This window comes from Streptomyces sp. NPDC056734 (assembly GCF_042790455.1).
Lineage (GTDB): Bacteria > Actinomycetota > Actinomycetes > Streptomycetales > Streptomycetaceae > Streptomyces.
The window spans coordinates 32,409-45,911 of the sequence record NZ_JBHTZD010000017.1; the positions used below are offsets into that span (position 1 = coordinate 32,409).

Sequence of the window (13,503 nt, forward strand, 5' to 3'; positions counted from 1 at the left end):
ACCGATGTCCTTTCCCCTGCTGACAGTGACGGCGGCGCTCCCGGCGCTCGGGGCCATCGCCACGGCCGCCGTACCGGCCGCCCGGCGCTCGGTGGCCAAATGGCTGGCGCTGCTGTTCTCGCTCGCCACCCTCGCGCTCGCCGTCGTGATCATGGTCCGCTTCGACCCCGGCGGCGACCGCTACCAGCTCACCGAGTCGCACGCCTGGATCTCCGAGTTCGGGGTGCGCTACGAACTGGGCGTGGACGGCATCGCCGTGGTGCTGATCGCGCTGACCGCCCTGCTGATCCCGTTCATCATCCTCGCGGGCTGGCACGACGCCGACCCGCTGGAGACCGGCTCCACCCGCTGGCGGCCCACCCAGGGCTTCTTCGCGCTGATCCTGGCCGTCGAGGCGATGGTGATCATCTCCTTCGAGGCCACCGACGTCTTCCTCTTCTACATCTTCTTCGAAGCCATGCTGATCCCGATGTACTTCCTCATCGGCGGCTTCGGGGACCGGGCCCACGAGCACGGCGAGAAGACGGCGGCCACCCAGCGGTCGTACGCCGCCGTGAAGTTCCTGCTCTACAACCTGGCCGGCGGCCTGATCATGCTGGCCGCGGTGATCGGCCTCTATGTCGTCGCCGGGAACTTCTCGCTCCCCGAGATCGCCGCGGCCCGCGCCAGCGGCGAGCTGACCATGGCCACCAACACCGAACGCTGGCTGTTCCTCGGCTTCTTCTTCGCCTTCGCGGTGAAGGCGCCACTGTGGCCGCTGCACACCTGGCTGCCCAACGCGATGGGGGAGGCCACCGCACCGGTCGCCGTCCTGATCACCGCGGTGGTCGACAAGGTCGGCACCTTCGCGATGCTCCGCTTCTGCCTCGGGCTCTTCCCGGAGGCGTCGAAGTGGGCGACACCGGTCATCCTCGTCCTCGCCCTGATCAGCATCATCTACGGGGCGCTGCTCGCGGTCGGCCAGCGGGACATGAAGCGGCTGGTGGCGTACGCGTCGATCTCGCACTTCGGCTTCATCGTCATGGGCATCTTCGCGATGACCAGTCAGGGCCAGTCCGGCGCCACGCTCTACATGGTCAACCACGGGATCTCCACGGCCGCCCTGATGCTGGTGGCCGGCTTCCTGATCTCCCGGCGCGGCTCGCGGCTCATCGCCGACTACGGCGGAGTGCAGAAGGTCGCCCCGGTGCTCGCCGGCACCTTCCTGATCGGCGGCCTGGCGACCCTGTCGCTGCCAGGACTGGCGCCCTTCGTCAGTGAGTTCCTGGTCCTGGTCGGCACCTTCGCGCGCTATCCGGTGATCGGCATCATCGCCACCTTCGGCATCGTGCTCGCCGCCCTGTACACGCTGGTGCTCTACCAGCGGACGATGACCGGCCCGGTGAAACCCGCCGTCGCCAAGATGCCCGACCTCAGAGTGCGGGAACTCGTGGTCGTCGCCCCGCTGATCGCGCTGCTGATCGTGCTCGGCGTCTACCCGAAGCCCATCGCCGACATCGTCAACCCGGCGGTCGAGCACACCATGTCCGACGTACAGAAGCAGGACCCCCAGCCCGAGGTGGAGGCCGCAAGGTGAGCGCAGCAGCCGTCCACAGCCTGTGGACAACCGCGGCCGACCCGATCTCGAAGATCGAGGCGCCGAAGATCGAGTACGCCCAGCTCTCGCCCATCCTGATCGTCCTCGGCGCGGCGATCCTCGGGGTGCTGGTGGAGGCGGTCGTACCGCGCAAGTCCCGCTACTACGCCCAGACGTTCCTGGCCGTCGTCGCGCTCGCCGCCGCCTTCGCCGGGGTGGTGGCGCTCGCCGCCGACGGATACGCCACCACCAAGTCCGGCATCGCCGCCATGGGCGCGATCGCCGTCGACGGACCGGCCCTGTTCCTCCAGGGCACGATCCTGCTGACCGCCATGGTCGGCCTGTTCACCTTCGCCGAGCGGCGCCTGGACCCGGCCGCGCACGGCAACCGGGTCGACTCCTTCGCCGCCCAGGCCGCGGCCGTACCGGGCAGTGACGGCGAGCAGGCCGCCGTGCGGGCCGGGTTCACCACCACCGAGGTGTTCCCGCTGCTGATGTTCGCGGTCGCCGGCATGCTGCTCTTCCCGGCGGCCAACGACCTGCTGACCCTGTTCGTCGCCCTTGAGGTCTTCTCGCTGCCGCTGTACCTGATGTGCGCCCTCGCCCGCCGCAAGCGGATGATGTCGCTCGAAGCGGCCGTGAAGTACTTCCTGCTCGGCGCGTTCGCCTCCGCGTTCACCCTGTTCGGCATCGCCCTGCTGTACGGCTACGCGGGCTCGATGTCGTACGCCACCATCGCGCAGGTCGTCGACGGCACGGTCACCAATGTCACGCCCGCCCTCGCCGACACCATGGACAACGACGCGCTGCTGCTGGTCGGCACCGCGCTGATCGTGATGGGCCTGCTGTTCAAGGTCGGCGCCGTGCCCTTCCACATGTGGACGCCGGACGTCTACCAGGGCGCGCCCACACCGGTCACCGGCTTCATGGCGGCGGCGACCAAGGTGGCCGCGTTCGGCGCGCTGCTGCGCATCCTGTACGTCGTGCTGCCCGGCCTGCGCTGGGACTGGCGGCCGGTGATGTGGGGCGTCGTGATCATCACCATGCTGGGCGGCGCGATCGTCGCGATCACCCAGACCGACATCAAGCGGCTGCTGGCGTACTCGTCGATCGCGCACGCGGGCTTCATCCTCGCCGGTGTCGTCGCGACCACCCCGGACGGCGTCTCCTCGGTCCTCTTCTACCTCGCCGCGTACTCCTTCGTCACGGTCGGCGCCTTCGCCGTCGTCACGCTGGTGCGCGACGCGGGCGGCGAGGCCACCCACCTGTCGAAGTGGGCGGGGCTGGGACGGAGATCGCCGCTGGTGGCGGCCGTCTTCGCGGTGTTCCTGCTGGCCTTCGCCGGTATCCCGCTGACCTCTGGCTTCTCCGGGAAGTTCGCCGTGTTCAAGGCGGCGGCGGAGGGCGGGGCCGCGCCGCTGGTCGTGGTCGGTGTGATCTCGTCGGCGATCGCCGCGTTCTTCTACATCCGGGTGATCGTGCTGATGTTCTTCAGCGAGCCGCGGCCCGAGGGCCCGACCGTCGCCGTGCCCTCACCGCTGACGATGACGACGATCGGCGTCGGCGTGGCGGTCACGCTGGTGCTTGGGGTGGCCCCGCAGTACTTCCTGGACCTCGCCGGGACGGCGGGGGTGTTCGTGCGCTGACCTGCGGCTTCCGGGCCGCGTTCGGCGCGTGAGGGGCCCTGGCTCTCCTTGGGGAGCCGGGGTCCTTTTGTGTGCGGTGGGGTCCGGTGTGCGGTGGGGTGCGGAGCGGTGGGGTGGGATGGGATGGGGTTGGCCTGTGGATAACTCCTGGGGTGTCAGTGCGGGGGCCTATCGTGGACGCAGTGGTCGAGGCACGACGTACGGGGGCACGGCGATGCGTGGGACGGGCGGGATCGGTGGCATGGCGGCGGTAGCCGGGAGCGAAGCGTTGGAGACGCTCCACAAGATCTTCGGATACGAGTCCTTCCGGGGCGAGCAGGAAGCCGTCATCGAGCATGTGGTGGCCGGCGGGGACGCCGTGGTGCTGATGCCGACCGGGGGCGGCAAGTCACTGTGCTATCAGATCCCCGCGCTGGTCAGACCAGGCACGGGGATCGTCGTCTCGCCGCTGATCGCGCTGATGCAGGACCAGGTGGACGCGCTGCGGGCGCTCGGTGTGCGGGCCGGGTTCGTCAACTCCTCGCAGAACTTCGACGAGCGGCGGACGGTGGAGGCCGAGTTCCTCGCCGGCGAGCTGGACCTGCTGTATCTGGCGCCGGAGCGGCTGCGGCTGGACAACACACTGGATCTGCTGTCCCGGGGCAAGATCGCGGTCTTCGCCATCGACGAGGCGCACTGTGTGTCCCAGTGGGGCCATGACTTCCGGCCCGACTATCTGAGCCTGGCGGTGCTCGGCGAGCGCTGGCCGGAGGTGCCGCGGATCGCCCTGACGGCGACGGCCACGCATGCCACCCACAAGGAGATCACCCAGCGGCTGAACATGCCGGAGGCCCGGCATTTCGAGGCCAGCTTCGACCGGCCCAACATCCAGTACCGGATCGTGCCGAAGGCAGACCCCAAGAAGCAGCTCCTCGGCTTCCTGCGGGAGGAGCACCCGGGAGACGCGGGCATCGTGTACTGCCTCTCGCGCAACTCCGTGGAGAAGACGGCGGAGTTCCTCGCGCGCAACGGCGTCGCGGCGGTGCCGTACCACGCGGGGCTGGACTCGGGCACCCGCGCGGCCCACCAGTCGCGGTTCCTGCGGGAGGACGGGCTGGTGGTGGTGGCGACCATCGCCTTCGGCATGGGCATCGACAAGCCCGACGTCCGGTTCGTGGCCCATCTGGACCTGCCGAAGTCGGTGGAGGGCTACTACCAGGAGACGGGCCGGGCCGGGCGCGACGGACTGCCGTCCACGGCCTGGATGGCGTACGGGCTCAACGACGTCATACAGCAGCGCAAGATGATCCAGTCCGGCGAGGGCGACGAGGCGTTCCGGCGCCGCGCCCAGGCCCACCTGGACGCGATGCTCGCCCTGTGCGAGACCGCCCAGTGCCGGCGCGGGCAGCTCCTCGCGTACTTCGGCCAGGAGCCGGGCGCGGCGGGATGCGGCAACTGCGACACCTGCCTGACCCCGCCGGAGACCTGGGACGGCACGGTCGCGGCGCAGAAGGTGCTGTCGACGGTGGTGCGGTTGCAGCGGGAGCGGGGGCAGAAGTTCGGCGCCGTGCAGATCGTGGACATCCTGCTGGGCAAGCGGAGCGCCAAGGTGATCCAGTTCGACCACGACCAGCTGTCGGTGTTCGGCATCGGTGAGGAGCTGGCCGAGGGGGAGTGGCGGGGCGTCGTCCGGCAGCTCCTGGCACAGGGCCTGCTCGCCGTCGAGGGTGAGTACGGCACGCTGGTGCTGACCGAGGCGAGCGGTTCGGTGCTGCGGCGGGAGCGGGATGTTCCGCTGCGGAAGGAGCCGAAGAAGGCGGCGGTGGCCCGGTCCGGCGGTGGCAGTGGCAGTGGCGGTGGCGGGGGCGGGGGGCGTGGGGAGCGCAAGGCGAAGGCGGCGGTGGCCGAGCTGCCCGAGGAACTGCTCCCCGCGTTCGAGGCACTGCGCGCCTGGCGGGCCGAGCAGGCCCGGGAGCAGGGCGTCCCCGCGTATGTGATCTTCCATGACGCCACGCTGAGGGAGATCGCGACGGTCTGGCCCGCGTCCGTGCGGGAGCTGGGAGGTATCAGCGGCGTCGGCGAGAAGAAGCTGGCGACGTACGGGGAGGGTGTGGTCGGGGTGCTGGGGGGCCTTGAGCGGCCGGTGGGCGGCGGTGGTGCCGGCGGCGGCTCCGGTGGCGGTGTGGGTGCCGGTGGTGGAGCGGGCTCGCTTGGCGATGCCGGTGTTGGTGGGCGGGGCAGAGTTGGTGCGGGTGCCCATGCCGGGAGCGGAGTCGGGGTCGGGGGCGGAGTCGGGGTCGGGCGAGGTGGCGGTGCTGGGTCCGGTGGCCGGGGTGGCTCCGGGGGTGATGCCGGCTTCGGTGGTGACGAGCTGTGGCCGGAGGGGGATGTGGAGCCGGAGCCGGAGGACTGGATGTAGCTGTGCGGTGGGGCGGGCGGGGCTCGCGATGCCTCACAGGGCGTGGGTCCTGTAGGGCCTGACGTCCGGATCGGGGGCGGCCGGTCGTCGCCGTGGCAAGGGCGGTGCGGGCCTGGCCCTGCTCGCGTGGGCGGTCAGGGCCGGGACGGCGGCCTTGCGGGCATCGGCGTTGGGGCGGCGACGGGCTTGGTGAGGGTGGGTATGGGTGGATCGGGCGCGGTTGGCTGACAGGGGGGTGGCCTACGGGGGCTGTGGCTGACAGGGCGGGCGGCTGACAGGGCTGGCAGCCGACGGGGCGGTAGCTGAGAGCGCGGGCTGCCGACTGGGCGGTGGTGGCCACCCTTGCGGATGTGCCGGGCCGGGTTGGACCGGGCGGCGACGGCATCGGGGGCATCGCCGGCGAGGGGGCCGGGCAGCCGGTGGAGGGCAGGGCAGCCGGTGGAGGGCAGGGCAGCGTAGGTGGCGGCGCGGACCGGGGAGTCGGGGGTGCCCCGTCGGGACGGTCAGGCGGTCGAGGCGGTGGGGACCGCGCTCAAGGCGGCTGCCGGGGTGCCGTCGTCCTCGGTGTCTCCTGTCTCCCGACCGCGCGCCACGCTGCCGGGCGTGGTGCGCGGTGATGCGGGTCGCGCCCCGCTCGGCGTGGTCCCGGACGGAGTCCAAGGGTGGCATCGCCGGACGCGGGCGAGATCTGCCACCCGCCGACCGGCCTCGGACCGGCCTCGGACCGGGCGGGTGTCAGCCCAGGGCGTGGAGACCCGGGAGGAAGGTGATGATCAGCGGCAGCAGTGGTACGAGGGCGGCGACCGTGGTCGTGAGCGCCCGGCGACGGCGGTTCAGACGTGGCTTGGGCTCCAGCAGACGGTCTACGCGCTCGCCCAGGAGACGGCGGCTGGAGGCGCAGGACAGCACGCCCCGGTGCTGGTTCAGCTCGATCAGGGCGAGGGCGGTGGTGAGGTGGCCGCAGCGGCGGGAGGCGGTGTCGTCGGCGGCGAGTTCGACGAGACGGCGGGTCTGGTCGCAGAAGTGGGCGAACAGCGGCACCCGGGGGAAGCCGGTGGCCAGCGCCGTGGACAGATGCAGCAGCCAGTCGTGGTGGGCGCGGGCGTGGCCGCGTTCATGGGTGAGGACGGCGTCGAGCTGGTGGTCGGTGAGCTTGTGCAGGGCACCGGTGGTCACCACCAGCTGGGGCGGATGGCCCGGCAGCCACCAGGCGTCCGGGTACTCGTCCTCCAGCACCAGCAGCGGGCCGCGTGAGCGGGGCAGCCCGGCGGGCAGTTCGGGGGCGCGTTCGCGCAGATGGGCGCGGGTGGTGCCGCGTCGCCGCCGCACCTCCACCAGTTCGCGGGCCAGCATCGCCGTGGTCCAGGCCGCGCCGCACGCCAGCAGCAGGGTGAGGACCACCGACCACACCGGCGCGGCGGACAGGTCGTAGGCGGCGGTGACACCCGGGGGCGCCGGGGCGAAGACATGGTCGCGCACGGTCTGGAAGACCGCCGCCGCGCCCAGGGCCAGCGCGGTCAGACAGGACAGCAGGACGGTGGCGACCAGGCACTGCCACACCCAGAGCCCGACGACGGGCTCCCGCTCGGGCCATTCGGCCCGGATCAGCGCATGGGGTGCCGGCACGGCGGCCGTCAGGGCGACGACGCTCAACAGGAGCAGGGTGACGGTCATCCCAGGGTCTCCGGATCCTGGTCGGGATGGGCGGCTCGGGTGGGGCGGGGGAGCGGGCGGGGTGGTGCGGGTGCTGTGACGACGCCGGGCGTGGTGCCGGGCGGCGGCTCGGCGATAGGTGGCGGCCCGCGCGGGACATCACGCACGGGGCGCTCACTTACGCGCCGCCGACCAGTATGACGGGCTCGGGCGCCTGTAGTCAGCCGTCGGAACACGGCGAGAACATGTCATCCGGCTCCGGCCTCCTCACCGGGGGCCATGACCGCCCTCGGGGCCCGCCCCCGGCCGCCCTGCCGACCGTCCTCCGACCGCCCATCCGGTCGCCCCTCCGCCCGACCTCCGGGGCCGTCCCCGACCGCCTTCAACGGCCCCCGACCACCCCCCGACCGCCCTCCGATCTACCCCCCGACCGCCCCCACCACCCGCCCCACCACATCCCCCAGCCCCACCCGCAACCCGTCCGGGCCGGGGGCCCAGCCTGTGAGGGTCACCACGTCGCCGTCCTCCAGGAAGGTCCGCTTGCCGTCGGGCAGGTCCAGGGCGTCGCGGCCGTTCCAGGTCAGCTCCAGCAGGGAGCCGCGTTCGCGCTCGCCCGGCCCGCTGACCGTGCCGGAGCCGTAGAGGTCGCCCGTGCGCAGGGAGGCGCCGTTGACGGTCAGGTGGGCGAGCTGCTGGGCGGCGGTCCAGTACATGGTGGAGAAGGGCGGCTCGGAGACGACGTGGCCGTTGATCGCGACAGAGAGCCGCAGGTCGTACCCGGCGGGTTCCTCCTCGCTGTCGTCGAGATAGGGCAGCAGGGGATGGGTGCGCTCCGGCGGGGCGACCCGGGCCGTCTCCAGGGCGTCCAGCGGGGTGATCCAGGCCGAGACCGACGTGGCGAAGGACTTGCCGAGGAACGGCCCGAGGGGGACGTACTCCCACGCCTGGACGTCCCGCGCGGACCAGTCGTTGAGCAGGCACAGCCCGAAGACGTGGTCGCGGAAGTCGCCCTGGGCCACCTGGCTGCCCTGCTCGCTCGGGACGCCCACCACGAAGCCGACCTCGGACTCGATGTCCAGCCGGACGGAGGGGCCGAAGACCGGCGCCGGGTCGGTGGGCGCCTTGCGCTGCCCGGACGGCCGTACGACCTGTGTCCCGGAGACCACGACCGTGCCCGCGCGGCCGTGGTAGCCGGTGGGCAGGTGCTTCCAGTTCGGGGGGAGGGAGTCCGGGGCGTCGGGGCGGAAGATGCGGCCGACGTTCCGGGCATGGTTCTCGGAGGAGTAGAAGTCGACGTAGTCGGCGACCTCGAAGGGCAGGTGCAGGGTCACCGAGGACAGCGGGTGCAGCAGCGGCTCGATCACCTCGCGGTGCGCCGGGACCGTCACCCAGGCGGTCAGCGCCCGCCGTACGTCCGACCAGGTGGTACGGCCCGCCGCGAGCAGCGGGCCGAGGGTGGGACGGGCGAGGAGCGCGAAGTAGGGGGAGCCCAGGGCGCGTGCGGCGGCACCGGCGTCGAGGACGTGGTCGCCGAGCCGGACGCCGACGGTCCGTTCCCGCGTACCGGCCGGGGAGAAGACACCGTACGGAAGGTTGTGCGGGCCGAAGGGGTCGCCCTCGGGGACATCGAAGGGGGACATGCGGTTCTGCCTCACTCTCGTGGGGGCCATGTGGTGACGCACCACATCTCTTACCCAGTGCCGCCAATGGGGCCGTTATGTGGCCGTGCCACACGTTACGTCGCGGCAGGTCGGCATCCTGCGGTCTCGGGCGCCCAAAGAATTCGGCAGTGTCCTGAAAACCGGCATTCGGAGGAGGCAACTCCGGCGCACCCGCCGGCGCGGCAACGGCTGAGCACGGGGCGGGTGTCGACGCGGACGCGTCCCCCACATCTGAGTGAAAAGCGGACCCGTTTTCAGCAGTCGGGCGGACGGCTCCGGGAGTGAAAGCCCGCATGGTACAGGGGAGTTGACGGGGACGGGCGGGACGTGAGGGAACCCGTCCGACGTCCGGTTCCGGCCGGGTCGGGGCCGCGCGATGTCCGTATTCTCTGATCATGGCCGCACCCACTGCATATGCCGCACGCACCGCGCGCACCACGTACACCCTTGTCGCCACCGACCTCGACGGAACACTTCTGCGCGGCGACGACACCTTCTCCGACCGCTCGCTGGCCGCGCTGGCGCGGATCACCGAGGCCGGTGCCCGGCATCTCGTGGTCACCGGCCGGCCCGCCCCGCGGGTGCGCCCGCTCCTGGAGCAACTGGGCAGCACGGGCCTGGCGGTGTGCGGACAGGGCGCGCAGCTCTACGACGCCGGCGCGGACCGGCTGCTGTGGTCGGTCACCCTGGACCGGGAGCTGGCGGAGACCGCCATCGGCAAGATCGAGGCCGAGGTCGGCGAGGTGTACGCGGCCGTCGACCAGGACGGTGTCGAGGGCCTCACCCTGATCGAGCCGGGCTATCTGATGCCGCATCCGACGCTGCCCGCGGTGCGCGTCCGGCGCCGCGACGAGCTGTGGACCGAGCCGATCAGCAAGGTGCTGCTGCGCCATCCGGAGCTGTCCGACGACGAGTTGGCGTCGGTGGCCCGCGCGGTGGTCGGTTCGCTCGCGACGGTCACCATGTCGGGGCCGGGCACGGTCGAGCTCCAGCCGTGCGGGGTGACCAAGGCGACCGGCCTGGCGCTCGCGGCCCGGCGGCTGGGGGCGCGGGCCGAGGACACCATCGCGTTCGGGGACATGCCCAACGACGTCCCGATGTTCGACTGGGCCGGGTACGGGGTGGCGATGGCCAATGCCCATCCCGAACTCAAGGCGGTCGCCGACGAGGTCACCACATCGAACGAGGACGACGGCATCGCCGTCGTCCTCGAACGACTTTTTCCCTGACGGGAATTCACCTCGGAGAAACGGTCGAGACGGCCCGGTCGAAGTTCTGCTTGATTTTCCTTTGCGAGCCCCAACCCGCAAAGGGAACCGCCGGAAAGGCCGTACGGCCGGTGAGGCCGCTCAGGTGCGGAGCGCTCAGTAGGCGCCGAAGACGTTGTCGATCGACCCGTACCGGTCCGCCGCGTAGTTGCACGCGGCGACGATGTTCGCGATCGGGTCGTACGGGTCGTAGAGCGTGCCCGAGACGTGGTACGCGGCGAAGGTCGGGTCGATCACCTGGAGCAGGCCCTTGGACGGGGTGCCGGCGGCGGCGTTGGAGTCCCAGTTGTTGACGGCGGCCGGGTTGCCGGAGGACTCGCGCATCACATTGCGGTAGATGCCGTCGTAGCTGCCGGGGATGCCGTTCTGGGCCATGACGTCGAGCGACTGGCGGATCCAGCCGTCGAGGCTGTTCGGGTAGGCGGAGGTGGCCGCCGAGACGACGGTCGGCGAGGCGGCGGACGCGCTGGTGGCGCCGATGAGCGGGAGGGCGAGCACGGCGGCGCCGGTACCGGCGACGGCGAGCTTGCGGGTGAGGCGGCGAACACGCGTGGAGCGGTGTGCGGACATGGGGAACTGTTCCTCTCCTACGCCTGCGAGGTGAGCTGTCGGGTTCGGGCGGGGAGGTGCCCGGCCGGCCCTTGCGGGCACGGCTTCACCCCGAGCCGTTCCGGTGCGTCGTACGACGTCCGGCCCGGCGACTTACCTGGGTCCCCCGCTCCTGCCGTGGATCTAGTGGGTTGGTGCGGGCGGTGGCAGGACTAGGCGTCCGCCCGACTGGCCGGGAACGTATGCGAGAGCAGATGTCGGAAACAAGTGGCGGAATCACAAAATGCCGCTTCTGATCTTCACCTCCTTATCTGACCCACATGATCCTTTGCGGTCGAAAAGGGTCAACTCGGTGAAGGGGAAGGGTGGATCGGGGGATGGTGGGGGAAATGCTGTCCGTGGGCGCGAGTGAGTCAAGTCACGTGCGAGCGCAAGAGTGGTAAATCGGGCATTGAGCCCAAGTGCCTACTAACCAGCGGTCCGTGGAATCCGCCGCTCCCAGGTGCGATGGAAGACCACCTCGGTGCCGTGGGTGCAAATCACCTCATTAGAGGTCAAAAACTCCGTCTCTGTGCAGCCGATCTCCGACCGGGCCCGGACCGTCGTGTCCCAGGCCGCCTCCGGCCGGTGCAGCCGGATCGTCCGGTCCGAGCGGGTGCGCGCGGACAGCGCGTCGCCGTCGCGGATCGTGTACGACTCCAGCGCCTCCTCGGTGGCCTCCAGCCCGTCGGGATGCACCTGGGTGCCGCCGTGCCGGGGATCGACCTCCAGCCGCCACTCGCCCTGGGCGACGTCCCGCACCACCAGTCGCGCGGGCCGCGGCTCGTCCAGGGTGACGGGGGAGACGACCCCGAGCGGCTCGGCCTGCTCGGGCTCGGCCCAGGCCGCCCGGCCCGACGCGTCTGCCCGGCCCGAGCGGTCCTCCCGGTCGGCTCGGTCCCCCCGGTCCGCCCCGGCGCCGGGCTCCTCCCGCCGTACCGGCAGCTCCAGGGCGCTGCCCGCCGGGTCCAGGGTGAAACCGGCCTCGGAGCCGGGCCGCGGCCAGACCCAGGGCCAGTACGCGGAGGAGACCGCGAGCCGTACCCGGTGCCCCGGCGCGAAGACATGGCCCGTGCCGCCCAGCTCGAAGGTCACCTCCTCGGTCGCGCCCGGCGGCCACGGCACCGACCGGTCGGGGCCCGTCCGCGCGGAGAGGTTCAGCACGCCCCGGGTCACCAGGGCCGAGGCGCCGTCCGGGGCGACGTCGCACAGCCGGGCGATCACCTGCCCGCGCGGCACCTCGCAGCGCAGCCGCAGCCTGACCCGCGGGCGCCCCAGCACCGAGGTCCGCTCACCGACCGGGAACTCGAAGCAGACCGACCGCCCGTCCTCCGCGCGCTGGTCCGGCGGAAGATCGGCGTCGCCCCCGCGCGGCAGGAAGGCGCCCGCGTCGACCCCGGTGTGCATCGGGGACCGTACGGGCACGGGGGCGCCCTGGAGGGCGTACGTGACGTGGGTGACGTACGGGGAGGGCCAGACGGGCTCGGCGGTCCAGCGGCCGGGCAGGGTGGCGTACGCGGGCGCCGGCGGGTGGCTCTCGGTGAGGTACGCGCGCAGGAGGGGATCGGCGAGCACGCGCGTGTCCCGGCCCTTGAGCCAGTGGTCCCACCAGCGCAGGGTCTCCTGGAGGAAGCCGATCGCCGGGCCGGGCGGGCGGCCCCGGTCGGGGTACCCGTGCGGCCAGGGGCCGAGCAGCCCGCGCACCCGGCCGGCCGGGAGGTGCTCGACCAGCCGGAGCACGGTGTCGCGGTACGGGTCCTGCCAGCCGCCGACCGCGAGCACGGCCGCCTCGATCGAGCCGTACCTCTCCCGGACGTCACCGGCCCGCCAGTGGCCGTCGCGCACCTGGTGTTCCAGCCAGGTGTGCAGGGCGGGTTCGAGCGCCTCCAGACGGCACAGCCACAGCTCCCGCCAGGCGTCCCCGGCGTGGCGCGGGTCCGGCGGGCGGGCGGCGAGGGCGAGGGTTCTGGCCGCCCACGCGGGCATGTCCGCCGCGAGGACGGAACCTCCCGTGTACTGCCCGTCGTTGTCGTATCGATCGTCCGTGGCACACACACTGACGACCGCCTTGAGCGGTCCGGGCGCGAGGGCCGCGGTCCGCAGCGAGAGGGAGCCGCCCCAGGAGATGCCGAACATGCCGACCTTGCCGTCGCACCAGGGTTGCGCGGCGAGCCAGTCCACGACGTCGGCGGCGTCCGCCGCGTCCACCGAGGTCATCGCGCCTGTCGCGTCTGTCGAGTGCCTGGCGTCCGCCGGATCCGTCCAGGAGCCGCCGCCCGAGGGGACGCCCTCGCTGTTGCCGTGCCCGCGCGCGTCGACCCGGACGGAGGCGTAGCCGTGGCCCGCGTACCAGGGATGGCGCTGCGCGTCGCGCACGGCGGTTCCGTCGGTCAGCCGGAAGGGCAGGTGCTCCAGGAGCGCCGGTACGGGTTCGCCGGTCAGCGGGCGCCACACGCGCGCGTACAGCAGGGTCCCGTCACGCAGCGGGACCCGGAGGTCCTCATGGGTCGTTTGGTAGGGGAAGGACGTACGGATGTGCATCAGGGTGACCCCAGGTGGGCGGCGGCGCGGCGGGCGGCCGTGATCCGTGGGCGGCTGAAAGTGGTGCGGTCGACCCTCGGCGCCGAGGCCAGATCCGCGACATTTCTCCCTACTTCTATGCAAGTCGCTAAATATCAGCTCTTATCAGGTGATCAAAAACATACCTGGCGTG

At 71.9% G+C, this 13,503-nt stretch carries 8 protein-coding genes and 1 riboswitch; of the genes, 4 read left to right on the forward strand and 4 right to left on the reverse strand.

Annotated elements, in window-relative coordinates; all coding sequences use genetic code 11:
* Positions 1 to 4 precede the first annotated feature (4 nt).
* From ACFRFC_RS25255 to recQ, 3 genes are all read left to right on the forward strand, one after another.
* Entirely contained in the window at positions 5 to 1,576 is a 1,572-nt protein-coding gene (locus ACFRFC_RS25255; protein WP_382680284.1) for an NADH-quinone oxidoreductase subunit M, read from the forward strand.
* Complete coding sequence (nuoN, locus tag ACFRFC_RS25260; protein WP_382680285.1) at positions 1,573 to 3,222, forward strand: NADH-quinone oxidoreductase subunit NuoN; 1,650 nt, start codon at positions 1,573 to 1,575, stop codon at positions 3,220 to 3,222. Before ACFRFC_RS25255 ends, nuoN begins: the two co-directional genes overlap by 4 nt.
* 214 nt (positions 3,223 to 3,436) lie before the next feature.
* Positions 3,437 to 5,620, forward strand: coding sequence for a DNA helicase RecQ (gene recQ / locus ACFRFC_RS25265; protein ID WP_382680286.1), 2,184 nt, complete (start codon positions 3,437 to 3,439; stop codon positions 5,618 to 5,620).
* A gap of 735 nt (positions 5,621 to 6,355) precedes the next feature.
* Here recQ and ACFRFC_RS25270 read toward each other — a convergent pair.
* Both ACFRFC_RS25270 and fahA read right to left on the reverse strand, forming a co-directional pair.
* On the reverse strand, positions 6,356 to 7,294 hold the full coding sequence (locus tag ACFRFC_RS25270) for a M56 family metallopeptidase (protein ID WP_382680287.1): 939 nt from the start codon (positions 7,292 to 7,294) through the stop codon (positions 6,356 to 6,358).
* Positions 7,295 to 7,692: 398 nt separating this feature from the next.
* Positions 7,693 to 8,913, reverse strand: coding sequence for a fumarylacetoacetase (fahA, locus tag ACFRFC_RS25275; protein WP_382680288.1), 1,221 nt, complete (start codon positions 8,911 to 8,913; stop codon positions 7,693 to 7,695).
* A 416-nt stretch (positions 8,914 to 9,329) separates the two neighbouring features.
* Between fahA and ACFRFC_RS25280 the strand changes: the two genes are divergently transcribed.
* A complete protein-coding gene (locus tag ACFRFC_RS25280) occupies positions 9,330 to 10,163 on the forward strand; it encodes an HAD family hydrolase (RefSeq protein ID WP_382680289.1) in 834 nt (277 codons plus the stop codon).
* A gap of 135 nt (positions 10,164 to 10,298) precedes the next feature.
* On the opposite strand, the gene ACFRFC_RS25285 is transcribed toward ACFRFC_RS25280, so the two are convergent.
* Both ACFRFC_RS25285 and ACFRFC_RS25290 read right to left on the reverse strand, forming a co-directional pair.
* Complete coding sequence (locus ACFRFC_RS25285; RefSeq protein ID WP_382680290.1) at positions 10,299 to 10,772, reverse strand: transglycosylase SLT domain-containing protein; 474 nt, start codon at positions 10,770 to 10,772, stop codon at positions 10,299 to 10,301.
* 5 nt (positions 10,773 to 10,777) lie between these two features.
* Positions 10,778 to 10,950: riboswitch (cyclic di-AMP (ydaO/yuaA leader) on the reverse strand.
* Positions 10,951 to 11,219: 269 nt separating this feature from the next.
* On the reverse strand, positions 11,220 to 13,331 hold the full coding sequence (locus ACFRFC_RS25290; RefSeq protein WP_382680291.1) for a CocE/NonD family hydrolase: 2,112 nt from the start codon (positions 13,329 to 13,331) through the stop codon (positions 11,220 to 11,222).
* Positions 13,332 to 13,503: the final 172 nt, after the last annotated feature.